At 65.4% G+C, this 24,264-nt stretch carries 21 protein-coding genes and 1 pseudogene; 8 read left to right on the top strand and 14 right to left on the bottom strand.

Features of this window, described 5'->3' with window-relative positions; genetic code table 11:
• Nucleotides 1-66 precede the first annotated feature (66 nt).
• Nucleotides 67-495 (top strand): DUF6918 family protein, encoded by a 429-nt coding sequence (locus tag HH308_RS06990; protein WP_170193452.1) that lies wholly within the window; start codon nt 67-69, stop codon nt 493-495.
• Between the two features lie 31 nt (nt 496-526).
• Here the strand turns inward: HH308_RS06990 and HH308_RS30135 are convergent, their stop codons facing one another.
• On the bottom strand, nt 527-652 hold the full coding sequence (locus HH308_RS30135) for a hypothetical protein (RefSeq protein ID WP_281362938.1): 126 nt from the start codon (nt 650-652) through the stop codon (nt 527-529).
• Nucleotides 653-903: 251 nt separating this feature from the next.
• On the opposite strand from HH308_RS30135, the gene HH308_RS06985 reads away from it, so the two are divergent.
• Nucleotides 904-2,436, top strand: a complete 1,533-nt coding sequence (locus HH308_RS06985; RefSeq protein WP_170193492.1) for an MFS transporter — start codon at nt 904-906, stop codon at nt 2,434-2,436.
• Here HH308_RS06985 and HH308_RS06980 read toward each other — a convergent pair.
• From HH308_RS06980 to HH308_RS06950, 8 genes and pseudogenes are all read right to left on the bottom strand, one after another.
• On the bottom strand, nt 2,433-3,074 hold the full coding sequence (locus tag HH308_RS06980) for a pyridoxamine 5'-phosphate oxidase family protein (protein WP_170193451.1): 642 nt from the start codon (nt 3,072-3,074) through the stop codon (nt 2,433-2,435). The genes HH308_RS06985 and HH308_RS06980 overlap by 4 nt on opposite strands.
• Nucleotides 3,075-3,943: 869 nt before the next feature.
• The gene (locus HH308_RS06975) at nt 3,944-5,566 is read right to left on the bottom strand and encodes an AMP-binding protein (RefSeq protein WP_170193450.1); all 1,623 of its coding nucleotides are present in this window, start codon (nt 5,564-5,566) and stop codon (nt 3,944-3,946) included.
• A 12-nt stretch (nt 5,567-5,578) separates the two neighbouring features.
• Nucleotides 5,579-6,790 (bottom strand): lipid-transfer protein, encoded by a 1,212-nt coding sequence (locus tag HH308_RS06970; protein ID WP_170193449.1) that lies wholly within the window; start codon nt 6,788-6,790, stop codon nt 5,579-5,581.
• Nucleotides 6,787-7,305 (bottom strand): MaoC family dehydratase, encoded by a 519-nt coding sequence (locus tag HH308_RS06965; RefSeq protein WP_170193448.1) that lies wholly within the window; start codon nt 7,303-7,305, stop codon nt 6,787-6,789. Before HH308_RS06965 ends, HH308_RS06970 begins: the two co-directional genes overlap by 4 nt.
• Nucleotides 7,306-7,307: 2 nt before the next feature.
• Entirely contained in the window at nt 7,308-8,405 is a 1,098-nt protein-coding gene (locus HH308_RS06960; protein WP_170193447.1) for a bifunctional MaoC family dehydratase N-terminal/OB-fold nucleic acid binding domain-containing protein, read from the bottom strand.
• A gap of 12 nt (nt 8,406-8,417) precedes the next feature.
• A complete protein-coding gene (locus HH308_RS30380) occupies nt 8,418-9,563 on the bottom strand; it encodes an acyl-CoA dehydrogenase family protein (RefSeq protein ID WP_312870439.1) in 1,146 nt (381 codons plus the stop codon).
• Between the two features lie 60 nt (nt 9,564-9,623).
• A pseudogene (locus tag HH308_RS30375) lies at nt 9,624-10,394 on the bottom strand (acyl-CoA dehydrogenase family protein); the annotation flags it as partial.
• 276 nt (nt 10,395-10,670) lie between these two features.
• Nucleotides 10,671-12,890, bottom strand: coding sequence for an acyl-CoA dehydrogenase family protein (locus tag HH308_RS06950; RefSeq protein WP_170193445.1), 2,220 nt, complete (start codon nt 12,888-12,890; stop codon nt 10,671-10,673).
• 165 nt (nt 12,891-13,055) lie between these two features.
• On the opposite strand from HH308_RS06950, the gene kstR reads away from it, so the two are divergent.
• Nucleotides 13,056-13,727 carry a cholesterol catabolism transcriptional regulator KstR gene (gene kstR / locus HH308_RS06945; protein WP_170193444.1) on the top strand — a complete coding sequence of 224 codons (672 nt, stop codon included), beginning with the start codon at nt 13,056-13,058 and terminating at the stop codon, nt 13,725-13,727.
• Nucleotides 13,728-13,823: 96 nt separating this feature from the next.
• On the opposite strand, the gene HH308_RS06940 is transcribed toward kstR, so the two are convergent.
• Nucleotides 13,824-14,972 carry an alpha/beta hydrolase gene (locus tag HH308_RS06940; RefSeq protein ID WP_246284307.1) on the bottom strand — a complete coding sequence of 383 codons (1,149 nt, stop codon included), beginning with the start codon at nt 14,970-14,972 and terminating at the stop codon, nt 13,824-13,826.
• Between the two features lie 206 nt (nt 14,973-15,178).
• Here HH308_RS06940 and HH308_RS06935 point away from each other — a divergent pair, with 206 nt between their 5' ends.
• From HH308_RS06935 to HH308_RS06925, 3 genes are all read left to right on the top strand, one after another.
• Nucleotides 15,179-16,726: an LVIVD repeat-containing protein gene (locus tag HH308_RS06935; protein WP_246284305.1), complete on the top strand. Its 1,548-nt coding sequence runs from the start codon at nt 15,179-15,181 to the stop codon at nt 16,724-16,726.
• The gene (locus tag HH308_RS06930; protein ID WP_170193443.1) at nt 16,726-17,397 is read left to right on the top strand and encodes a DUF305 domain-containing protein; all 672 of its coding nucleotides are present in this window, start codon (nt 16,726-16,728) and stop codon (nt 17,395-17,397) included. Before HH308_RS06935 ends, HH308_RS06930 begins: the two co-directional genes overlap by 1 nt.
• Nucleotides 17,398-17,521: 124 nt before the next feature.
• Nucleotides 17,522-18,949: an aldehyde dehydrogenase family protein gene (locus HH308_RS06925; RefSeq protein ID WP_170193442.1), complete on the top strand. Its 1,428-nt coding sequence runs from the start codon at nt 17,522-17,524 to the stop codon at nt 18,947-18,949.
• Between the two features lie 401 nt (nt 18,950-19,350).
• Here the strand turns inward: HH308_RS06925 and bluB are convergent, their stop codons facing one another.
• Nucleotides 19,351-20,028, bottom strand: a complete 678-nt coding sequence (bluB, locus tag HH308_RS06920) for a 5,6-dimethylbenzimidazole synthase (RefSeq protein ID WP_376767183.1) — start codon at nt 20,026-20,028, stop codon at nt 19,351-19,353.
• A gap of 110 nt (nt 20,029-20,138) precedes the next feature.
• Here bluB and HH308_RS06915 point away from each other — a divergent pair, with 110 nt between their 5' ends.
• Both HH308_RS06915 and HH308_RS06910 read left to right on the top strand, forming a co-directional pair.
• Nucleotides 20,139-20,786, top strand: coding sequence for an O-methyltransferase (locus HH308_RS06915; RefSeq protein ID WP_170193441.1), 648 nt, complete (start codon nt 20,139-20,141; stop codon nt 20,784-20,786).
• A 6-nt stretch (nt 20,787-20,792) separates the two neighbouring features.
• Complete coding sequence (locus tag HH308_RS06910; RefSeq protein WP_246284303.1) at nt 20,793-21,869, top strand: alpha/beta hydrolase; 1,077 nt, start codon at nt 20,793-20,795, stop codon at nt 21,867-21,869.
• An 11-nt stretch (nt 21,870-21,880) separates the two neighbouring features.
• On the opposite strand, the gene HH308_RS06905 is transcribed toward HH308_RS06910, so the two are convergent.
• From HH308_RS06905 to couN, 3 genes are read right to left on the bottom strand one after another with little or no spacing between them, the layout of a single operon-like run.
• Nucleotides 21,881-22,354: a MaoC family dehydratase gene (locus tag HH308_RS06905; protein WP_170193440.1), complete on the bottom strand. Its 474-nt coding sequence runs from the start codon at nt 22,352-22,354 to the stop codon at nt 21,881-21,883.
• Nucleotides 22,351-23,271, bottom strand: coding sequence for a 4-hydroxyphenyl-beta-ketoacyl-CoA hydrolase (gene couO, locus HH308_RS06900; RefSeq protein WP_170193439.1), 921 nt, complete (start codon nt 23,269-23,271; stop codon nt 22,351-22,353). The genes HH308_RS06905 and couO overlap by 4 nt, the downstream gene beginning before the upstream one ends.
• Complete coding sequence (gene couN / locus HH308_RS06895; RefSeq protein ID WP_170193438.1) at nt 23,268-24,185, bottom strand: 4-hydroxyphenyl-beta-hydroxyacyl-CoA dehydrogenase; 918 nt, start codon at nt 24,183-24,185, stop codon at nt 23,268-23,270. Before couN ends, couO begins: the two co-directional genes overlap by 4 nt.
• Between the last annotated feature and the right edge of the window lie 79 nt (nt 24,186-24,264).

The raw sequence follows: 24,264 nt of genomic DNA, 5'->3' as shown, positions 1-24,264 counted from the left end.
CCTGATCTGCGGCGTCGGAACCACCGGCGCCGCAGACGCATAACGCATTTCAAGGAGCAACGACAGATGAGCGATTCCCTGCAGTCCCTGGTCACCACGAATCGTGATGCGGTGGTCACTGAACTGGTGGGTGTCATCGACGCCGAGGTCAAAGACCAGTCGGGCCTATCCGGCGCGGCAGTCAAGACCGCCTACGCCGCCGCACAGAAGGTCAAGCCGGGCGTCGTGGCCAGCGCCACCGACAAGATGCTCCCGGACTTCGTGACCGCTTTGACGCCGTTCTGGGATTCCAAGCCCGCCGGAGCATCGTTCGGCGATCACCTGTCGACCAATTCCGACTCCGCGGCCGAGGCACTACTGGCCGTCACCGACGCTCAGGCGTCGTCGGCCAAACCCGCACTGGCAAAGGCCTACAACTCGCTGCGCGGCAAGGCGAAGAACTACGTCGTCGCCGCGTTGCCGCGAGTCGGCGCAGCCGTCGAGAAGCACGCGTAAGACCGCGTCGACGATGCGCTGAAGACGGGTGTCAGGCGGCGCTGGTGGCAATCACGATCAACCCGACGATGATTGCGACCAGCGCCGCCACCATCGAAAGCACGCGCCACACGTGCACTCGCGCGGGGGTGTAGTCGGTGACCTGGTTTGCAGCCATGATCTCCCACTTTCGGTAGTTTGTACCGGCCACAGCGGCCACAGTTCAGGATCGCTAGACCTGGAGTTTGTTACTCCTGTGAACAATGTGACACAGGTTGAAACACTTCGCCTTCTTCGGCGCGGTGTGTCGGAAAATCGTCTTAAGTTTTTCACAGTTCGACGCCGAACGCTCGCGCTCGGCGCACGGGAAGGCGGACCACGGTGACCGAGCGCATCAACGGATCGGCCGACGCTCAGCCGACCGACCGAATGGATCTACGGTCGCTGTGGCTACTGATCATCGTGTGTGCGGCGGTCAGCATGGTGGTCGCGGCGATGGCCGCCCTGAACACCGCGCTGCCGGAGATCGCGGTCGCCGTCGGGGCCGACGCCAACCAGATGACCTGGATCATCGACGGATACACGCTCGCGCTCGCCGCGCTCCTGCTGCCCGCGGGTGCGCTCGGCGATCGCTACGGCCGTCGGGGCGTACTCATCGTCGGCCTGGCGATATTCGCCGTCGCGTCGCTGCTTCCGGTATGGATCGACGGTCCCACCCAGCTGATCGGGACTCGGTTGATCGCCGGCGTCGGAGCCGCACTGATCATGCCCTCGACGCTGTCGCTGATCACCTCGAACGTTCCCGAGAACAAGCGACCGATCGCCATCAGCGTGTGGGCGGCCGTCGCGGGCGCGGGCGCGATCGCCGGCTTCTTCGTGACCGGCGTTCTGCTGCAATTCTTTTCGTGGGAGTCGATCTTCATCACGTTCGCGGCGTCGGCCGCGCTGACGATGGTGCTGTGCCTGACCATCGGATCATCGAAGGATTCCGATCCGCAACGATTCGACTTCGCCGGATCTCTCACGTCGATCGTCGCCATCGCTGCGATCGTGTTCGGACTGATCGAGGCACCGCACCGAGGCTGGCTCGATCCGCTGACCCTGCTGTGCCTGATCGGCGGCGCGGCGCTCGCGGCATTGTTCTGCGTCATCGAGCTTCGCCTGCCGCATCACCTGCTCGACGTGCGACTGTTCACCAACCGGGCGTTCGGTGCCGGATCGCTCGCCGTGGCGCTGCAGTTCTTCGGCTCCTTCGGCGTCTTTTACCTTGTACTGCAACAACTTCAGCTCGTGTTCGGCTATTCGGCGCTGCGCTCGGCGGTAGCCTTGTTTCCGATGGTCATCGGCGTCGCCGTGTTCACGATGCTTGGCAACTGGATCGCGGTGCGTTTCGACGCCCTCAAATTCGTCCTGGGTGGCGGAATCTGGATCGCCGGATTGGGCATTCTGCTGATGGGCACCATCGACTACGACCAGTACTGGCAACTGGGTTCGCTGCTCGCGGTGGTCGCGGTGGGGATCGGATTGGCGAGTGCCCCGGCGACGACCGCCATCATGTCCAACACTCCGCTCGACGACCAGGGCGTCGGGTCGGCGGTCAACGACACGTCCCGGGAAGTCGGCGCGGCAATCGGCATCGCGCTCGCGGGCAGCCTGCTGGCCGCCGGCTACTCCGATCGGATCGGGCCCACCGCCGAGCTGGCCCGTCGACAGATCGGGGCCGTCGACCCGACTCGCGGCGCCGAAGCGGCCGACCACATCTCCAAGTCCCTCGCCGAGGCCACGCAGGTCGCAGGCCGGCTGCCCGAGCCGCTGTCGTCGCAGATCCTGCACGGCGCACAACAGGCGTTCACCGAGCCGATGCAACTGGGCTGCATCATCCTGGCCTGCGTGATGATGGTCGGCTCGGTGGCCCTCACCTGGTTCGCACCGCGCAGCGTCGTCGAACAGTCCGCGACTTAACCGGCTTCGTCGACCTCGTCGCGTTCGGCTTTGCGTTGCGCCGTCACGCCGAAGTAGTCGCCGCCCTTACGTGCCGGGTTGTCGGTGCCCCAAGCGCGGTCGATGGACGCTGCCGGCACCAGCGCGGGGATGTGCTTGCGGCAGTGAATGTAGGCCTCGTGAACGTCGACGCGCACCCAGACGTCGGGGATGCGGCCGCGAATCGTCTCCTCGGGGAGGTCGGGGACCTGGGCGCGCATCTCGTCGTCGGTGACGATGGACGCGCGACCGTTGATGTGCAGGCCGATGCGGTCCCGCACGAAGTCGAGCATCATGATGCCGACATGTGGATTCTCGCTGATGTTGCCGAGGCTGGCCATGACGCCGTTGCCGCGGTACTCCGGGTAGCAGATGGTGCCGGCGTCGAGCACCTGGATGAACCCGGCCGGACCCGCGCGAAATGAACAGTCGGCCTCGCCGTTGGCGTCCGCCGTCGCGATGAAAGCCATGTCCATCCGGCCGATGAACTCGATCATCTCGTCGTTGAGCGAGTCACTCATCTGATCGCTGTAGAACTTATGGGCGCGTCGCGTGGTTCCGAGTTCATGCTGCAAAGCATGTTCACCGTCGGATCCAGGGTAATGGTGTGCGCTATTCACGATCCTCAATCAATGTCGTTGTCTAGCTCAATGATTCCCATAACTGTGTCATGAAAATGACATCGGTCCCACTCGAGTGGGGACTTTCGCTCTTGACTGATTGCGTTTACTCAGTCGTTCGCGTCGAGGATCGGATGACTCGTCGATAAGCCGGTGTGCGGCGTTCGATGGCACTGTGCGGGTTCAGGGCGCGGCGGGAACGGGCAGATTGCAATCGGGCCGCTCAGGTGCGGCAAGGGAGCCCGTCCCTCGACGACGGTGACGGGGCAGATTGCAATCAGGCCCGCACCCGCGACCACACGACAGATTGCAATCAGGCCGCCCAGGCGCAGCGAGGGAGCCCGTCCCTCGACGACGGTGACGGGGCACATTGCAATCAGGCCCCGCACCCTCGGCCACAGGGCAGATTGCAATCAGGCCGCTCAGGGGGCAGCGAGGGAGCCCGCCCCTCGACGACGGTGACGGGACAGATTGCAATCAGGCCCCCACGCTCGACCACACGACAGATTGCAATCAGGCCGCTCAGGCGCAGCGAGGGAGCCCGCCCCTCGACGACGGTGACAGGGCAGATTGCAATCAGGCCGCTCACCCTCGGCGACAGTGACGGGACAGATTGCAATCAGGCCGGCCAGCCCCGGCAAGGGAGCCCGCCCCTCGGCGACAGTGACGCACCAGATTGCAATCAGTCTCCTCAGGGTCGGCGAGGGAGCCCGCCCCTCAACGACAGTCACAGGACAGATTGCAATCAGGCCCCGCACCCTCGACCACACAACAGATTGCAATCGGGCCGCTCGGGCGCCGCGAGGGAGCCCGCCCCTCGGCGACAGTGACGCACCAGATTGCAATCGGGCCACCGACCCTCGTCGACGTCAGACGTGCGCCGACGCCGCCTCGGCTTTCGCCCATTTGTAGTCGGCCTTACCGGCGGGGGTCCGCTTCACCTCGTCGACGAAGACGACGGTGCGCGGCACCTTGTAGCGGGCGAGTTCGGCTCGAGCATGCTCTTGAATCTCCTCGAGGCTCGGCACATCGAACCCGTCGGCGACTTTGACGACGGCAGCCACCCGCTGGCCGTATTTCGGGTCCGGGACGGGAACGACGAGGGCGTCGGCGATGGCCGGATGCGCGTGTAGAGTCGCCTCGACCTCTTCGGCGTACACCTTCTCACCGCCGGTGTTGATGCACTGCGAACCCCGGCCGAGGAACACGATGCTGCCGTCCTCCTCGAGGTAGCCCATGTCGCCGAGGACGGAGATGCGACGACCGTCGGCCAGGGTCGGGAACGTACGCGCCGACTTCTCCTCGTCCTTGTAGTAGCCGAGCGGAACATTGCCGATGCGCGCGATCATGCCGACCTCCTTCGGCGTGGTGATCTGGTTGAATCGCTCGTCGACGACCATCATCTTGTCGGTGGGCGCGGTCTTCAGGTTTCCGTTCTCGTCGAGCATGATCTCACCGTCGTTGCCCGACTCAGATGCTCCGAAGTTGTCTCGTAGCAGCAGGCCCTCCTTCACCGCGACCATCCGGTCGCGGACGTGCTGCGACCAGATCGCACCGCCGGAGGTGACCGAGAACAACGACGACATGTCGACACTGTCCTTCTGCTTCTCCATCTCGTCGACGAGCGGCATACCCATGGCATCGCCGACGATGAGGATGATCTGCGTCTTGTCCCGTTCGATGTTCTTGACGATCTTGGCGGCGTCGAAGTCGCGCTCAATGATCAGCCGGCCGCCGAGGGTGAGGAACGTGAACAGCGAATACGACGCCGCTCCGTGCATCAGCGGGGCGGCGAGCAGAAACGCAATCGACGGAAATTCCTTTACGGCAGTGCCGATTTCGGCGAGATCCTTGCGCGCTTCGCCATACGGATTGCCGCCCGAGATGGGCTTGCGGAAGAAGTCGTCATGCTGCCACATGACGCCTTTCGGGTAGCCGGTGGTTCCGCCCGTGTAGAGCAGGTAGAGCTCCTCCCCGGTGCGTGGCTCGAAGTCGCGCTCGGTGGGCTGGTCGGTGTGGTCGGCGAACGATACGACCTTCACTTCGCGCCCGTCGGGCAGGTTCGACGCCGCGTCGGCCAGCTCTTCGACGATCTCCCCGACTACGAAAACCGTTCGTACCAAGGGAATTTCCGGGAGAAGCCGGGCGACGCTGCGCTGGTGGTCGGGCAGTTCGACGATGATCGCACGTGAATCGGAGTTGTCGAAGATGTATTGCAGTTCGACGTCGGTGTACCGGTAGTTGACGTTGACCGGCACCGCTCGGATCTTGATCAGGCCGAGCAGGCTCATCACGTGTTCGACACTGTTCTTGAGAAACAGCGCGACGTTGTCGTGCGCTCCGATTCCATTGGCGGACAACAGATGAGCCACCTGATTCGCGAGTTGGTCCATCTCCGCATAGGTGGTCTGCGCCCCCTCGAAGCTGAGCACCACACGCTCCGGCACGGAATCGGCCACGGTCTCGAATACGTCGGCGAGGTTGAATTTCATGACTGCTTACTCCTATTGAGACCGGGTGAGAATGAGACCGCTGGTCGGCACGCCGGTGCCGGCGGTGACGAGGACCTTGGTCGCGTCGTCGACTTGGTTGACCGAGGTACCACGAAGCTGCCGAACGGCCTCGGCGATGCCGTTCATCCCGTGAATATAAGCCTCGCCGAGCTGTCCGCCGTGGGTGTTCAGGGGCAGGCGACCACCGACTTCGAGTGCACCCGGCTCAGCGACGAAGTCTTTGGCCTCTCCGCGGCCGCAGAAGCCGAGTTCTTCGAGTTGCATCAGCGTGTAGGGCGTGAAGTGGTCGTACAGTACGGCCATGTCCATGTCCGCGGGCGACAACCCCGACTGTTCCCACAGTTGCCGCCCGACGAGACCCATCTCCGGGAGTCCGGCGAGCTCTTCGCGGTAGTAGCTGGTCATGATGTATTGATCTGTGCCACTTCCGGATGCGGCACCGGAGATGATCGCCGGTGGGTGCGGAAGATCCCTGGCACGTTCGGCAGACACGACGACGATGGCCACTCCGCCGTCGGACTCCTGGCAGCAGTCGAGCAGATGCAGCGGCTCGGCGATGTAGCGCGACGCCTGGTGGTCGGCCATGGTGATCGGCTTGCCGTAGAAGAAGGCATTCGGGTTCACCGCGGCATGTTTGCGGTCGACGACGGCGACCCGGCCGAAGTCCTCGCTGGTGGCGCCGTAGTCGTGCATATAGCGCTGCGCGACCATCGCGACGAAGGCCGCTGGCGTCGAAAGTCCGTGCGGATAGGAGAAGGCATTGTCGGTTCCCGACGAATTCTCTTGCGCCGCAACGGATTTGTTGACCTGACCGAAGCGAGTCCCGGATCGCTCGTTGAAAGCCCGGTAGGCAACGGCGACATCGCAGACACCTGTCGCGACGGCCATGGCGGCCTGCTGCACAGTCGAACACGCGGCACCGCCACCGTAGTGAATCCGCGAAAAGTACTTCAATTCAGGGATTCCCACGGCGCGCGCCACCGCGATCTCCATGTTGGTGTCCATGGTGAAGGTGACCAGACCGTCGACGTCGGCCGGGGTCAGTCCGGCGTCGGCGAGCGCGGCATTGACGGCCTCGGCCGCGAGTCGCAATTCACTGCGGCCGGAGTCCTTGGAGAACTCGGTCGCGCCGATGCCGACGATGGCGGCCTCGCCGGACAAGGACCGGCGACCCGCCCCCGACGCCGGTGACCGTTCGCTCATGCCGCGACCTCCTTGGTGAAGGTGACCGTGGAGATCACATGCTTGCCGAGGCTGTTGGTGCCGGTGACAGCGACGGTGATTTCGACTCGCTGCGCTCGCTCAGTCTGCAGGGCGGCCTCAGCTCGCTCAATCGGCGGGGCGGGCCGCGTTTCCTGCCGGTTGAGCGACTCCGGAGCGCCAGCGGAGGAGCCAGTCGAAACCCCAACCACCTCTCCGGTGAAGGTCAACGTGTCGTAGGCGTACCAGGGCACACCGAGTTTCAACGAGATCGACGCGATCCGCGCGGACGGTCCGGCCCAGTCGGTGACGAAGCGCTCTACCAGACCGGTATCGGTCAGGATGTTGACGAAGATGTCCTTGGACCCCTTCTGCTGGGCCAGGTCGCGGTCGTGGTGCACGTCCTGGAAGTCGCGGGTGGCCAACGCGGTGGACACGACGAACGTCGGCGTGGCGTCGAGGACCAGCGGCGGCAGTGTGTCGCCGACCGAAATCTGTTGGGTGTCGAGCAATGTCATGTCTACTCTCCCTCCGCGAGGGGCTGCCACGCATACAGCGTCCACGGCTGGCCACCGGTATCGGCGTCGGCGGGGAAATCGAGGAATTCCACCTGTACCCGATCACCGATGGTCACCGACGACGGGTCGACGCCGCGCAACTGGCCGAGCATCCGCACGCCCTCGTCGATCTCCACCAGGGCGACGATGAACGGCAGCTCGCGCCCCGGCACGCGCGGCGCGTGATGCACGACGTAGCTGTAGACGGTTCCCCGCCCGCTCGATACCACGTAATCGGTTGGGGCATAAGTACCGTCGTCGTTGCGATCGGTCCACACCGCGGGCACCGGCGGGTGTTGCAGCGTGCCGTCGGGACGTTGCTGAATGCGCAGTTCGTGAGCGTTGACGCCGTCCCAGAAGAACTGCGTGTCACGGGAAGCGGTGGGCCGGATCAGGTTGGTGTGGTCGATGCCGGCGGGGTCTCGATACGGGTCGTCGCTGCGCTCCTCCCCTACTCGACCAGCAGGGGACGGATCGTCGCTGCGCTCCTCCCCTACTCGACCAGCAGGGGACGGGCCGTCGCTACGCTCCCCTACTCGACCACCAGCAGACGGGGGCCGGAACTTCAGAATGCGGAACAGCATCTCGGCGACCACTTCGTCGTCGACGGTCCAGACATTACGGGTGGTGAAGAACCACCCCTCGCCGAGCGCGGTGTTCTTCGGCCCGACGACGTCGAGCAGTTCCGACGAGATGCTCACCTGCTCGCCCGGCCGGGTGTAGCGGTGGTAGGTGGAATCACAGTTGGTCGCGACCACCGAGGTGTAGCCGGCGTCGTCGAACAGCTGGGAGGCCAGTCCCAGCGGATCATCTTGTGCACGTTGACCATTGAGCCCGCGCATGGTCCAGACCTGGGCCATCGCGGGCGGCGCGACGATGCCGTCGTGTCCGGCCGCGCGGGCGGCGGCGTCGTCGACGTAGACGGGGTTGGTGTCACCCATCGCCTCGACCCAGTTGTTGATCATCGGCTGGTTGATGGGGTCGCGCCCGACGACCGGCTTGCTGAGTCCGCCCGCTTTGATGGTCTCCGCGGCGGACAGAATCTCTGTTTCGGTACTCACACTCGTGCTCCGCTATCGCTTGGCTCGCGGCAGGCCGAGGCCGGCCGTCGCGATCATGTCTCGCATCACCTCGTTGACGCCGCCGCCGAAGGTGATCACCACGTTGCGCTTCTCCTGGGCATCGAGCCACCGCGCCAATTCCCCGGTCTGCGGGTCGGCATAGTCGCCGAACTGGGCCAGCAGATCGTCGATGAGCCGTCCGATCAACTGAATGCGTTCGGTGGCAAAGACTTTCGTGGCAGCGGCGTCAGCCATCGAGATGGTGTCACCGGTGGAAGCGACCTGCCAGTTGAGCAGTTCGTTGATTCGCGCGTACGCGTCGATTCGAGCCAGCGTGCGCCGGACGTCGACGTGCGCGGACACTCCGGCACGCTTCGCCCACTCCGCCGTCCGCCGTGCCAGACCTTCGATTCGTCCGGCCGGCCCGAGCATCACCCGCTCATGGTTGAGCTGGGTGGTGATGAGCTTCCAGCCATCGCCCTCCTCGCCGACGCGCATGCCGACCGGCACTCTGACGTCGGTGTAGTAGGTGGCGTTGACGTGGTGCGCACCGTCTGCGGTGATGATCGGCGTCCAACTGAAGCCGGGGTCCTTGGTATCGACGATGAGGATGGAGATGCCCTTGTGCTTGGGTGCCTGCGCATCCGTTCGCACGGCCAGCCAGATGTAGTCGGCGTCGTGACCGCCGGTGGTGAAGATCTTCTGACCGTTCACGACGTAATGGTCGCCGTCGAACACCGCGGTCGTGGTCAGGGACGCGAGGTCGGTTCCGGCCTCCGGCTCGGTGTAGCCGATGGCGAAATGCACGTCGCCGGCGAGGATCGCCGGCAGAAACTTCCGTTTCTGTTCCTCGGTGCCGTACACCTGCAGCGTCGGCCCGACGGTCTGCAGGGTCACCGACGGCAGCGGGACGTCGGCGCGTACCGCCTCATTGGTGAAGATCTGTTGTTCGATGTCGCCGAATCCCTTGCCGCCGAATTCTTTTGACCAGCCGACGCCGAGCCAGCCATCCCGCCCCAGCTGCGCGATGACCTTTCGGTAGGTGGGGCCGTGTCGTTGGACGAGCATCGTTTCGGCGTCGTCGGCACTGATCAGATCGGCGAAATACTCACGTACCTGCGCCTTGAGCGCGCGCTGGTCGTCGGTCAGATCGATCAACTGGGTGGTATCGGTGCTCGCGACATCGCGTGCGGCCACGGGCTGTGCGAGCGCATCAGCCAGGTTGTCCAGGGTGACGGCCGATCCGCCGACCATCCGCGCCAGATCCTTGGCGATGGAGAAGTAGCGGTGCAGCGGATAGGTGATGTCGACGCCGACGCCGCCGTGCAGGTGGGTCATCGTCCGCAGTGTCGCCGGTATCTCGGCGGCGAGCCAGTAGGTTGCGATCGCGATGTCGACGCCGGCGTCGAGCCCCTGCCCCAGCCGCCAAGCCGCCGCGGTGGTCGCCAGATTCATGGATCGGCCGATCACGTAGATGTCGGCGAGCTGCTGTCCGACGGCCTGAAAGAGTGCGATCGGCTTGCCGAACTGAGTGCGTTGTGACACGTGGTCGGCAGTGAGTCTCGTTGCGCCGGAGACCAATCCGTCCGCGTAGCCGGCGAGGACGAGGCGCCCGGCGTCGAGCAGCGCCGACGCCGGGACGTCGAGCGCATCGGCTTGTGCGCCGTCGAGACCGACGGCGTACTCACTCCATCCACTGGAGGAGAACGTGCGGGTGAGCGTGACACCGTCAGCAGCGGGATCGATCGCGTAGACGGCGTTGGGCGTCGCGATCAACAGCACCGCGGCGCCGTCGGCATGGAGCGCGCCGGCCGCCGAACCCGACAATCGACCGTCGTCGACGGTGACGAAACCGTCGACCGCAACCGCTCCCCAGCCGTCGACGAGACGTTCCTGCCAGAACGCCGCGACGTCACCGGTTGCGCGTTGCAGGACCAGCTGCGCGGCAATCGTCCCGAGCGCCGGGGTGACCGCGGCGGCCCGCCCCATCCGGCGCAGGAGCGGTAGCAGGGCACCGGGCCCGACGTCGTCGCCGCCGAGCGATGCCGGCAGGGCGAGGGACATGACGCCCGCGTCTTGCAGCGCGGACCAGGCGACCTGATCGAAACCCGGCAAGTCGGTGAACTTGTCCGACCACACGGGCTGCAGGCGCCCGAATACGTCGTTCGCGACGTCGGCTACCGCCTCGGCCGTCGCGTCCAGGGCAAAATCCACCCTGCCTCCTAAGAAATTAGAACCTGTTCTAGTTGTATCAGAAAGCCGGAGTCACCCGCGAGGCAAGCCCAGAATGCGTTCGGCGGCAGCGGTTTTCAGAATCTGCGTGGTACCGCCCGCGATCGACAGGCACCGATTGAGCAGGAACGTGTCCGACGCCGCCGACGCCGCGATGCCGTCGACGCCGAGCAAGCGCAGCGCCAGGTCGGGTACCGACTGCCGATGAGTGACGCCGATCAGCTTGCGCACACTCGACACCGCACCCGGGTCGATCGTCGACGACCCCGCCGCTCCGCTCGCCCGATCGAGGCTCTGCGTCACGGCCCGAGCGTCGAGGGCCCGGCCATTGTGAGCGTCGGCGACGAGCGTGCCGAGTTCGGCGAACTGCCCATCGGTCAACTCGGCGTCGGCGACCTGACTCAGCAGGGCATCCATCTCCTTGCCGAGGCCCGACCCGCCCATCGCGACGCGCTCGTTGGCCAGCGTCGTGCGCGCCAGCCGCCAGCCGGCGTCGACCTCGCCGACGACGCACTCGTCGGGCACGAAGACCTCGTCGAGGAAGACCTCGTTGAACAGGGCGCGTCCGGTGAGTTCGCGTAGCGGTCGGACGTCGATGCCCGGCGAGGCCATGTCGACGAGGAAGTAGGTGATGCCCTTGTGCTTGGCGCGTGGTTCCCCCGTCGTTGCGCTCGCCCAGGAATCGGTTCGCGCCAGACACACCGCCCACTGCGCGGTATGCGCCGCCGAGGTCCAGATCTTCTGCCCGGACAACTTCCAGCCGCGCTCGCCCTGCGGCCCTTCGGCACGAATCGCCTTGGTACGCAACGATGCGAGATCGGATCCCGCTTCGGGTTCGGAGAACAGCTGGCACCAGACGATATCGCCGGCCAGGGTGTCGGCGACGAACCGATCGCGCTGCGCCGCTGTCCCGTGCTCGAGGATCGTCGGGATGGCCCAGCCCGCGATGACGAGATCGGGACGTACGACGCCGGCCCTCTCCAACTCGGCGTCGATCAGGAGCTGTAGCGCCGGATCGGCCCCCAGTCCGTACGGCACCGGCCAGTGTGGTGTGAGGTATCCGCTGGCGGCCAAGGCTTTTCGACGATCCGCCGGGTCATCCAGACGTGCGATGGCCGCGATGGTCGCACGCACGTCGTCGCGCTGTGACTCGACAGCCGACAAGTCCACCTCGAAGCGGCGCCGTCGGCCCTCGGTCGCCGACCGCCCGAGTGCGACGCGTTCGCGCTCGGCACCGCCGAGCACCGCACGTGCTGCCAGCGCCGACCGAAGGTACAGATGAGCGTCGTGCTCGAAGGTGAATCCGATGCCACCGAGCACCTGTATGCAATCCTTGGCGTTGGCCAGCGGAAGGTCGGCGACGAGTACCGCCGCGGCGAGGTTCGCCAGCTCCCACTGCTGCATCGCCGACTCCTCGCCGGCGAGCAGATCATCGACGGCGTTGGCCTGATCCCACGCCGCTGCGGCGAGTTGCTCACTGCGGCAAAGCATTTCGGCGCAGATATGCTTGACCGCCTGGAACGATCCGATCGGCGCGCCGAACTGCGTGCGCACCTTGGCGTAGTCGACGGCGGTGTCGAGGGTCCACTTGGCTACACCGCTCTGGTACGCGGCGAACGCGGCGGCCAGCGCCGCACCGGCGGCGACGGGCAGGTCGATCAGCTCGTCGGCCGATACTCCCGCGACCGACAGCCGCGACAGCGACACGGTGCCGTCGAGCGGTTCGACCGCCTGCGCGTCGCGCGTGCCGACTCCGGGCGGTAACAACGCCCAACCCGCCGCGACGGCGAGGAGCAGCGCGGCGTCGTCGACGTATCCGGGCACCAGCCCGAGGTCGGCGGCACCGTCGTCGACGACGGGCGTGCGCGCCAGTCCGTAGTGGGCGGCGGGCACGACCACGGGGAGTTCGCCGCCGATGATCCGCTCCAACAACCGAGCCGCACGCTCGTCGTCGACCAGCCCGAGTCCGACGGCGGCCGCGACGGTCGGCGCGATCGGCCCCGGCACGATGCGGCGCCCGCACTCTTCGACCATCGCCGCGGTATCGGCGAAACGTGCGCCCAAGCCGCCCGACTCTTCTGAGACGGCAGCACCGAACAGTCCCAGCTCGGCGAGTTGCGTCCATAGGTCCCGCCACGAATCGCTAGGTTTGTCGATGTCGGCGCGAACTCTGGCGGCGGCCTCGGCGCGCGCGGCCCACGACGCGATGGCGTCGCAGACCGCGATTTGTTCGGCTGACGTGGCGATTGTCACGGAGTTTTCCTGCAATTCTTCTTGTGGGCGCTAACTAGAACCTGTTCTAATATGACATGAGAGTGCAGTGTTGCCTAGCGGTGGCTTAAACTCTCACGACTATCCGCAACTACGACACCGCTGGTTCGCCAACATGAACCACACCGCGAGTTAGGACCACTCGACATGGCACGATCCGCAGCCGACTCAGGCGTCGACGAGGGCAGTGCCCCCGCGACGGACTCGGCGCCGGCGGGCGCCGAAGTCGGATCCAGCGCTCAGCGTGAGCGCCGACGTCGCATCCTCGACGCGACGTTGGCCCTGGCATCCAAGGGCGGCTACGACGCCGTCCAGATGCGCACCGTCGCCGAGAAAGCCGACGTCGCCGTCGGCACCCTCTACCGGTACTTTCCGTCGAAGGTTCACTTGCTGGTCACCGCACTCGCCCGCGAATTCGAGCGCGTCGAATCGCGCGTCGACCGCGCGTCGCTGCCCGGCGACACGGCGACCGAACGCCTGCGTCACGTGCTCGACATGATCACGTTCTCGATGCAACGCGACCCGTTGCTGACCGAGGCGATGACCCGCGCCTTCATGTTCGCCGACGCATCGGCGGCGGCCGAAGTGGACAAGGTCGCCAACGCCATCGACCGACTCTTCGCGGGAGCGATCGTCGAGATCACCGGCGAACCCGGCGACGAGGATCTGGCGATCGCGCGCGTCATCTCCGACGTATGGATGTCGAACCTGGTGCAATGGCTGACCCGGCGCGCCTCGGCCACCGACGTCACCAACCGACTGGAACTGACCATCAAGCTGCTGCTCGACGGCCGGTCCCGACGGGACGGATCGAAGTAGCACGCACCGAAACCGACAGCCCCAACACTTGTACAGTGTTGGGGCTGTTTGTACTTCGCGACACGGTTTGTATTTCGCGACACGGTCGGGCGCACCCTACTTCAGATCGGCCTCTAGCTTTGGCCAGGTGTTGTGCAGATCGGTCGCCCAGTAGGCCCACGAGTGAGTTCCGTTGGGACGGAAGGTCGTTTGCACCGGAACACCGGCCGCCTTGAACTTCTCGGTGAGCTCGCGGGTGCAGAGGTTCACCACCGCCTCGATTCCGCCGCCGACGACGATCTGGTTGGCCAGGACCATCGGATCCCCCTTCACCAGTGGGGCGGTGAGGGTGTCATTGGGTCCGGGCAGTCCCGAGCCGGCGGTCATGTACACCTTCATGTTCCGCAGCCGCGACGCGTTGAGATACGGATCGTTGGCCACCCAGTCGAGCGATCCCGGCGGGCCCCACATGTTGTTGACGTCGCCGCGCCCACGGTCGGCGACGACCATGCGAATGTAGGCCTGCCCCAACGGGTCACTGGTTCGCGCGCAACCGCTGAACGCGGCGACCGCACGGTAGAGCTTCGGAGCCGCGACCGCCAGGTTCATCACCGACGTCCCCGCCATCGAGATGCCCGCGATGGCATTCGTCTTGGTGGTGTTGAACTGCGCGTCGATCAGCGGCGGCAGTTCCTTGGTGAGAAAGGTCGTCCACTTGTTGCGGCCGAGCACCGGGTCGTCGCGGATCCAGTCGGTGTAGTAGGAGAACGCCCCGCCGATCGGCGTCACCACGTTGACCTGCTTGTCGGCGAAGAATTTCACGTAGTCGGTCTTGGCGGCCCACGTAGCCGAATCCTCTCCACCTCCCGCACCGTTGAGCAGATAGAGCACCGGGGCCGGCTTGCTGGTGTCTTTGGGCCGCAGCACGCTGACCGGGATGACCTTGTCCATCGAGGCCGAATACACCAGCACGGTCAGCTGCTGCTTGGTGCTCTCGATGGTTCCCTGGATCTTCGACGCGTTGACCTGCGGGGTCGACGCCGGGGTGGTCGACGCGGCGGGAGTGGTCGGTGAATCCGGGGCATCGGGCACAGTCGGCGACGCGGGTGCGGTCGGTGCCGCGGGTGCGGTCGGCGCGCCCGGAACGGTATCCGCTGCGCCGGGCGAGACGACGGTCAGTGCCAACACTGCGGCAACCAGCACCGACCCGGTTCCGGCCAGCGTGCGCCGACCTATCCGACGACTAGTCACAGCAGCCTCTTTCATCACAATAATCACATCAGTAACATTTCGAGGTTAGCCGCCTGAACAGCACCGCTCCTAATCGGAGCGAGCAATGTTAGGCAGTTGTGACCGCACCTATGACGCGCACCACAGACCGCGATGAAGACACAGATTTGATCAAACGTCCCACAGGGTGGCGCTGTTGCCGTAGCGTGCTCTCCGAGCATCCGCACAGAATCGGGGTTGGCATGCGTTCTTACCGGGTTCGATCACTCTTCGGGGGATTTCTCGTTGTGGCGGCACTGGTTGCGTCGACCGCGGGCGTGGGCGTCGCCGCGGCGGGCAATCACTACTTCCCATACATCTCCGAGACCGCTGTACCACGGGCCGCGTGTGGCCCGGGTGACCTCGCCGAACGCGGTATCCAGGGCGACGTCAGCGCCGAGGACCGCAATTCCGGCCGCAGCCGCAGAGGCTACAACTGCAATATCACCGAGCTCGGCAACGTTCGCGGCACCGGCGGCGGGATCGTCTCGGTGACCAGCGACCACTGCAGCTACACGTCCAGCTTCTTCCCGGCCAGCGCGGTGGCGGCACGTCGCGGGGTGCAGATCGTCGACGCCGCGAACCCTCGGCGGCCGAAGATCGTGGGATCCCTCGACGCTCCCGCGATGATCGGCGGCACCTGGGAGTCGCTGAAGGTCAACCACAAACGCAAACTCCTCGCCGCGACGTCGGTGCCGTTCCTGTGGGGCGGCGGCTTCTTCGCCGTGTACGACGTCTCCGACTGCGCCCATCCGAAGCTCCTCAACACGGGCGCCGGAACCGCCTGGCCGCTGCCCTTCACCTCCCACGAGGGCGGCTTCTCCCCAGACGGGCGCACCTATTGGGCGTCGGGCGTGTTCCCCGGTCATCTGACCGCGATCGACGTGTCACACCCGCAGAATCCGACCGTCATCTGGAGCGGGCTGCACAGCTTCCTGGGGCACGGATTCGGCATCAGCCCCGACGGTAACCGGATGTTCCTGTCCAACATGGCGGGCATCACCGTGCTCGACATCAGCGCGGTCCAGCGTCGAGCGCCATATCCGCAGGTCTCCACCATCGCCGCGTATCTCTGGCCCGACGGTCAGCTCAATCAACACAGTATCCAGGTCAGTTATCACGGCCGGCGTCATCTGTTCAGCCTCGACGAGGCCGGGTCGGGCGGCGTGAAGGTCTTCGACATCGAGCGACTCGACGCCCCCAAGCTCCTCACGTCGATCAAGTTGGAGATCAACCTGCCGAAGAATCAGGACACCCTGCTGCGCTCGAGCGCGGGCGGGTCGCTGTTCGGCAGTAATCCGCACTACTGCGCGGTCGATCGCCCCACCGATCCCACGGCCCTCGCCTGCGGATGGGAATCGTCGGGAATCCGCGTCTTCGACGTCCACGACCTCGGCAAGATCCGCGAGATCGGTTACTACAACCCGCCCGCTCAGAAGAATGCGACGATCGCGCAACTGCCCAACTCTCCGCACGTCGCGGCGTCGATCATCGGCATGCCGGTGCTGGAATTCCTCAGCCTCGGCATGTCGATCGCCAACGGCAAGGTGTCGCTGCCGAAGATGCTCGGACCCCGTTCCGGAATGCTCGTCGGCGGTGACATGGCCACCGACTGGTGCTTCTCGCCACCGGAGTTCCACGGCAGCCAGTTGTGGACCACCTGCGCGGACGGCGGGTTCATGGCGCTGCAGTTGAGCCCGTCGGTGTACACCCCGCCCGCCGACCAGGCGTCGACGCACGGCTCGGACTGATGGCCGACTTCCCACGTCGACGATGGCTTCTCATCGCCGGATCTGCCTGTGTCGCAGTACTTTTGGTCGCGGTAGGGGTTGCGGTCGGCATCGGCGTCGAACATCATCGGGCGTCGACGCCGCCGATCACCGCGCCGTCGTCGACCGACGTCGGGTTCGCTCAAGACATGTCGGCGCACCATGACCAGGCGATCCTGATGTCCCGATCGTTGCCGTCGAGCGCCGACGCCGAGACCCGCAATCTCGCGTCGCTGATCATCGCGCAACAGCTCTCGGAGGTGTCGACGCTGCGCGGCTGGCTCACCTGGTTCGGACAACCGTTGACGTCGGAGCATCCCATGTCCTGGATGACGACGTCGGGGCATATGCATACCGCAACCGTCGCGCCGTCGTCGGGCGATCAACCGCCGATGCCCGGCATGGCCAGTGTCGCCGAGCTCGCAAAACTCACCGGACTGTCCGGGTCAGCGGCATCGATCTTCTTCTTGCAGTTGATGATTCGACATCACAAGGGTGGACTGACGATGGCGCAGGCGGCCTACAACGCACCCGACGCGGCGCCGGCGACCAAACAACTGGCGATGGCCATGATCGGCGATCAGGGCACCGAGATCGCGCAGATGACGTTGATGCTCAACGCTCGCGGAGCGGCGCCGTTGGCGTCTCAGTAGACACCGGCCGGCCGATCGGATCGCCGATCGGACCGGCGAAGTCGGCGTACGGTGGCATCGAGCGGCGCGGTCCGCTATAAGTAGAGTTATAGAGATCTACGCAACAACAACTGGAGAGCGAATCATGCCCGACATCACCAAGTTCTACATCGACGGCCAGTGGGTCGACCCGATCGGCGAACTGAATGTCCTCGACGTCATCAACCCCGCTACCGAGAAGGCGGCCGGACAGGTCGCGCTGGGCACCAGCGCCGACGTCGACGCCGCCGTCGCCGCCGCTCGCCGCGCCTTCGACTCGTGGTCGCAGTCCAGCGTCGCGGACCGAATCGCCTTGCTACAGGCCATCATCGCCGAATATCAGAACCGTTCCGCCGACCTCGCCGCGGCGGTCACCGAGGAGATGGGCGCTCCGGCCGGTCTCGCCAAGGCCGCTCAGGTGCCGATCGGACTGGCGCATCTGATGACCGCGGCGGCATCGTTGGAGACCTACTCCTTCTCCGAAGACCGCGGGTCGTCACGCATCGTCAAAGAGCCGATCGGCGTGTGCGGTTTCATCACGCCCTGGAACTGGCCGCTGAACCAGGTGATGTGCAAGGTGGCGCCGGCTCTCGCGACCGGGTGCACCATGGTTCTCAAACCGTCGGAGGTCGCACCGTTCTCAGCGGCCATCGTCGCCGAGATCTTCGACGCCGCGGGCGTTCCGGCAGGCGTGTTCAACCTCGTCAACGGTGACGGACCCGGCGTCGGGTCGGCACTGTCGGCGCATCCCGACATCGACCTGATCTCCTTCACCGGCTCTACCCGCGCCGGCATCGAGGTCGCCAAGAACGCTGCACCGACCGTCAAGCGCGTCGCCCAGGAACTCGGCGGCAAGAGCCCCAATATCCTGCTCGACGACGAGTCGCTGACCCGCAACGTCGCCGCCGGCGTCGCCGCGATGATGGTCAACTCCGGCCAGTCGTGTAACGCGCCGAGCCGAATGCTGGTGCCCGCCAACCGAATCGACGACGTCACCGCTGCCATCGTCGAGGCTGCGGCGGACATCACCGTCGGCGACCCGACGAGCAAGGTGAAACTCGGCCCGGTGGTATCGGAGCCGCAGTTCACCAAGATCCAGGGACTCATCGAACGCGCCATCGCCGACGGCGCGACCCCGGTAGTCGGTGGCGCAGGTCGCCCGGAGGGCCTCGAGACCGGGTACTACGTGCAGCCGACCGTGTTCACCAACGTCACCAACGACATGGAGATCGCCCGCACCGAAGTCTTCGGTCCGGTCCTCGTGGTGATCGGCTACGACTCCGTCGATGAGGCCATCGAGATCGGCAATGACACGGAATACGGTCTGGCTGGCTATGTTTCGGGTGACGACCTCGACGAGGTCCGCCGCATCGGCGCCAAGTTGCGCGCCGGCTCCATCACGCTGAACTCGGCGGGCCTCGATCCGGCCGCCCCCTTCGGTGGCTACAAGAAGAGTGGCAACGGCCGCGAGTGGAGCGACTACGCCTTCAGCGAATTCCTCGAAGTGAAGTCGTTGCTGGGCTTCGGAGCGTAGGACGTCCAGTTCAGCCAGCGGCGCGCCGCTCCGCTGGCTGAGCCGGGATTCACCGATGGAGAACTCATCTCGCTGGTTGAGCCGGACGAGGCGCTAGCCGAGTCCGTGTCGAAACCTCTCAGCCACAACGACTTTCGACGGTCCGCGCCAATATCGGCGACTTTCACCCGGCAAGCGTCGCGTGTGCACCCTTCGGATGCACACCCCTCGATGTTCGATACCATCACAGTTCGACAAGTGCGCTACCATCAAATGCATTGTGGTACAGGGGTTTCGACACGCTCGTCACTTCGACTCGGCTAGCGCCTCGCTCAGTACGGCGCGCTTACGCTCCTCGCGGCTCAACCGGCAGATGCAGTGCCCGGACCGGTGAAACCAGGTTGATCCGGCGCGAAACCCCCCTAGTCCTGCCGTTTGCCGAAGACGTCCGCGTGGATCGCGTCGGCGAGCGGCCTCCTGTTCCGCCAGCCGAATCGCTCCAAGTCGGGAACGGTCTGGAACTCCTCGACCGGCCCGACGCACAACCATGCGATCGGCACCACGCCGTCGGGTGCCGCGATGAAATCGGCGAGCACGTCGCGGTCGTAGAACGATACCCAGCCGACGCCGATTCCCTCTGCCGCAGCGGCCAGCCACAGATTCTGAATGGCCAGCGCCGCCGAGAAGACGCCGGTCTCGGGGATGCTGGCACGGCCGAGGATATGGGTACCGCCCCGCGAATGGTCGTAGGTGACGACGATTCCGGTGCCGCTCTCGCGAACGCCCTCGACCTTGATCGGGTCGAACACCTGCGCGCGCTCGGGCGGCAGGCTGTCGGCGAACTCTTTGCGCTTGGCAGCCACATGATCGGCGAAATGCTTGAGCCGCTGCGGATCTCGCACGACGATGAAGTCCCACGGTTGAGTATTGCCCACACTCGGGGCGTGATGCGCGGCGTCGAGCAGTCGAGCGAGCACCTCGTCGGCGATCACCTCACCGGTGAATTCGGCGCGTACGTCGCGCCGCGAACGGATGGCGTCGTAGACGGACATCGTGGGTTCCGCCGAGATGCGCCCGTCGAGCGTGGGATCGATGGTCATCAGCCCATCATCGCAGTGTCCGGTTCAGGTCCGAGGCTGCGGTGGCGGCCTCGCGTCCGCGTCGCGCGGGACACAGCAGATCGGCAGGAAGCGACGTTACCGTGGAAACCATGACGTCCACTCTCGATTCCGAACCGATTTCCGCGCTGATCTCCGACCTGTACGAAAAGGCGCAGCATTCTCATCCGGCACGCCACGCCATGCACCGCGACGCCTCGGCGACAGTACAGGAACGCGCCGACGCGGCGGAAGATCTGTACCTGCCGATCGACCCGCAGACCGGTCGACTGCTGTACTCCCTCGTCCGCGCGACGCGACCAGCCGTCGTCGTGGAATTCGGCACGTCCTACGGCATTTCGACGCTGCACCTCGCTGCCGCGGTGCGCGACAACGGAATCGGACACGTCTACACCACCGAGACCAGCGCCAAGAAGATCGCGGCCGCACGTGCCACCTTCGTCGACGCCGGGCTCGACGATGTGATCACAGTGCTCGACGGCGATGCCCGGCAGACGTTGCGGACTGTCGCCGATCCGATCGGCTTCGTCCTGCTCGACGGCTGGAAGGATCTGTATCTTCCGATACTCGAGCTCCTCGAACCACTTCTGCGCCCGGGCGCCCTCATCGCCGCCGACAACGCCGAAAGCGACTCGGCCGCACCGTACCTCACCTATGTCCGCGATTGCGCGAACGGCTACACCAGTTTCAACTTTCCCGCCAAGCAGCACGACAGCATGGAACTGAGTTCGCGCAACTAGGGCGTGATGCAGACATCCTCACCGACCGAGCTCCGGCGGGTCGCAGCCATCATGCTGGCGATCCTGTCGGTGACCGGCACGGTGCTGTTCACCGCGCCGACCGGTTCCAGTCCTGCGGCCACACTGTTTCCGCAGGCGCAGTCCGCCTCCGACGGCTCGCGGATCGTCTCTGTCAAGCCAATCAGTAACCGGCGCTTCGTGATTGCCGTGTACTCTGCGGCGATGCGGCGAGCGGTGTCGCTACAGGTCATCCGTCCCTCCGACACCACCACACCCGCGCCCACGATGTACATGCTCGACGGCGCCGAAGACGGGTGGACGTCGACCGGCGGCACCAAGACCTGGGAGTCCGAAACCGACTTGGTGAAATTCGTCGCCGACAAACATGTCAACGTCGTCACCGTCATCGACGGTGCGTACTCCTACTACACCGACTGGCTCGCCACCGATCCCGTGCTGGGACGCAACAAATGGCAGACCTTCCTGACTCGGGAACTGCCGTCCGTCCTCGACTCGGCCTTCGACGCCTCCGGACGCAACGCGATTGTCGGAGTGTCGATGTCGGCGACGTCGGTCCTGCAACTGGCGCAGTCTGCGCCCGGCCTGTACCGCAGCGTCGGCTCATTCAGCGGATGCAGCGATCTGGACAATCGATCCTGCACCGCGGGAGTTGCGGCCGTGCTCGCGCTGGGGCGTGCCGACATCGACAACATGTGGGGACCCATGCACGGAAAGCGTTGGGTCGCAGAAGATCCCGGCACATCGGCCAACCTCGCCAAGTTGCGCGGCACCAATCTGTTCTTCGCCTCGGGCAGCGGGCTGCCAGGCAATCACGACAACGTACAGAGTACCGGCAACGATCTCGTGCAACTCGGTCGTCAGCTCGTCATCGGCGGAGGTCCCGAAGCCGTCATCGCGCAGTCCAATCGGCGAATCCAGAAGAAGCTGGCTGCCCTGGGTATCGCAGCCACCTTCCGGTTCACCCCCGCGGGCACCCATTCCTGGGGCTACTGGCAGGACGATCTGCATGCGGCCTGGCCGAGCTTCGCGAAGTCGTTGGGGGTGCCGACGACGCAACGATGACGAGGAAGGCGTCACTCGAAATACCGGTACACCCCCTCGACGACGACCGCGGGCCGGTCGCCGCCGTCCAGTTCGATCACGCCGCCGACCGTGACCTGCACACCGCCGTCGGGGAGATGCTCGACGGCCTTGAGGGTGGCGCGCAAGCGTACTCGGCCGCCCGCCGGCACCGGTGAAGTGAATCGAACCTTGTTGAGGCCGTAGTTGACTGCCATCGTCACGCTGTCGACCGCGAATACCTCACCCCACATCGGAATGATCAACGACAACGTCAGGTAGCCGTGCGCTATCGGGCCGCCGAACGGGCTCTCGACCTTCGCCCGCTCCACGTCGACGTGGATCCATTGGTGATCGTCGGTGGCGTCGGCGAACGTGTTGATCCGATCCTGCTCGACGGGGAACCACGAACTCACGCCCAGTTCGGTCCCGACCAGGACGTCGAGATCGGCGAGAGCGGCGACTCGAGTGGTGACGGCGTCAGTCATGCTGTCCTGCTTTCGATTTCGATGCCGAGAACGTCGAATGCGTTCCGTTTGAAGATGAGTGGCTTGACTTCGGGCTTGATGTCGAGCTCGGCGAAGTCGGCCCGCCAGCGGTCCACCTGGATGACTGGAAAGTCGGAGCCGAAGAGCGCCTTGTTGCGGAGCAGGCCGTTGACCGCGCGAACCAGTTGCGGCGGAAAGTATTTCGGTGACCACCCGGACAAATCGAGATAGACATTGGCCTTGTGGGAGGCGATGGAGATCTGCGCGTCCACCCACGGCACCGCGGGATGCGCCATGACAATGGTCAACTCGGGGAAGTCGGCGGCGACGTCGTCGAGGAGCATGGGGTCGGAGTAGCGCAGCTTGATGCCGTGACCGCCGGGCAGTCCGGCACCGATTCCGGTCTGGCCGGTGTGGAAGAGCGCGGGCACACCGTATTCTGCGAGAGCCTCGTAGATCGGGTAGTACCGTCGGTCGTTGGGTTCGAAGCCCTGCATGCTCGGATGGAACTTGAACCCCTTGACGCCGTACCCTTCGACGAGGGCGCGCAGGCGCTTGACCGCAGCCCTGCCTTGCAACGGATCAACAGATCCGAACGGAATCAAGACGTCGTTGAATTCGGCGGCCTTCTCGGCGATCTGCTCGACACTGTTGGGTTGATGCCCCGACGCCGACGCCGCGTCGACGGTGAAAACGATTGCGGCCATGTTCCGTTCGCGGTAATGCGCAGCGATCGACTCGATGGTCGGGGTGCGCTCCGCACCGGACTTGAAGTACTTCTCCGACGCCTCGATCAGTTCGTCGTCCATCGAGCGGTGGCCGCAGCCGTCGATCTCCACGTGGGTGTGGAAGTCGAGGGCGTCGATGGCGGCGAAGTCGATGCCGTATTTATAGCGGCCTCCGGCATGGGCGGTCATCGTGCGGCTCCGGTCAATTCAGCCGGGAATTCTTCTCCGACGGATTCGAGACGGCCGGCGAAGGTCGTCGGCCATTGTGCGGCGACGTCGTCGGCGCTGAAGCCGCCGTCGTGGAACGCCGTCGCCGTCAATTGTGGGTGCGACCAGAGCGCGAGGCGATCGCCGCCGATCGAGATGGCTTGACCGGTGACGTCGGACGCGGCGTCGGAGGCGAGGAAGGCGATGACGCCCGCGACGTCGCCGGGGGTGCCCATGCCGACCTCGCGGCGAATGACGGCGGGCAGCGGTTCACCGGCGCGCATGCCCTCGATGTAGGGAGCCAGGAAGGGGATGGTCTCGGTCATCGCAGTGGCGGCGACCGGGCAGACCGCGTTGGCTGTGATGCCTGCCTTCTTGAGTTCCATCGCCCAGGTGCGAACCATGCCGACGATCGCGGCCTTGGCGGCGGAGTAGTTGGTCTGTCCGAAGTTTCCGCGCTGACCGGCCGGTGAGCCGATGCAGATGAGCCGACCGCCCTGCCCCTGCTCGCGGAAACGCTCGACGGCGGCGCGCACGCAGGTGAAGGTGCCGCGCAGGTGGACGTCGATCACGGCGTCGAAGTCGTCGTCGGACATCTTCCACAGCACCTTGTCACGCAAGATGCCGGCGTTGGTGACCATGATGTCGAGGCGGCCGAAGGTTGCGACCGCGGCGTCGACGAGGGCGATGGCAGTCGCGGTGGTGCCGACCGGTGCGACGACGGCGACGGCTCGTCCGCCGGCGGCGGTGATGCCGGCGACAGCGGCGTCGGCGGTTTCCTGCCGAACGTCGTTGATGACGACGGCGGCACCGCGGCGGGCGAGTTCCTGTGCGTAGGCGAGTCCGAGGCCCTGCCCGCTGCCGGTGACGACGGCGACTTTTCCAGTGAGATCCATGGTGTGCTCCTGACCTGAGTGGGTGACTACATTCGATTAGAACATCAATCATTGCGTGTTTCAATGATTGATCGAGTGG

The sequence above is a fragment of the Gordonia asplenii genome, assembly GCF_012933505.1.
Taxonomy (GTDB): domain Bacteria; phylum Actinomycetota; class Actinomycetes; order Mycobacteriales; family Mycobacteriaceae; genus Gordonia; species Gordonia asplenii.
The sequence above is the reverse complement of the archived record's forward strand: the minus strand, read 5'-3'. Positions and strand labels throughout refer to the sequence as shown.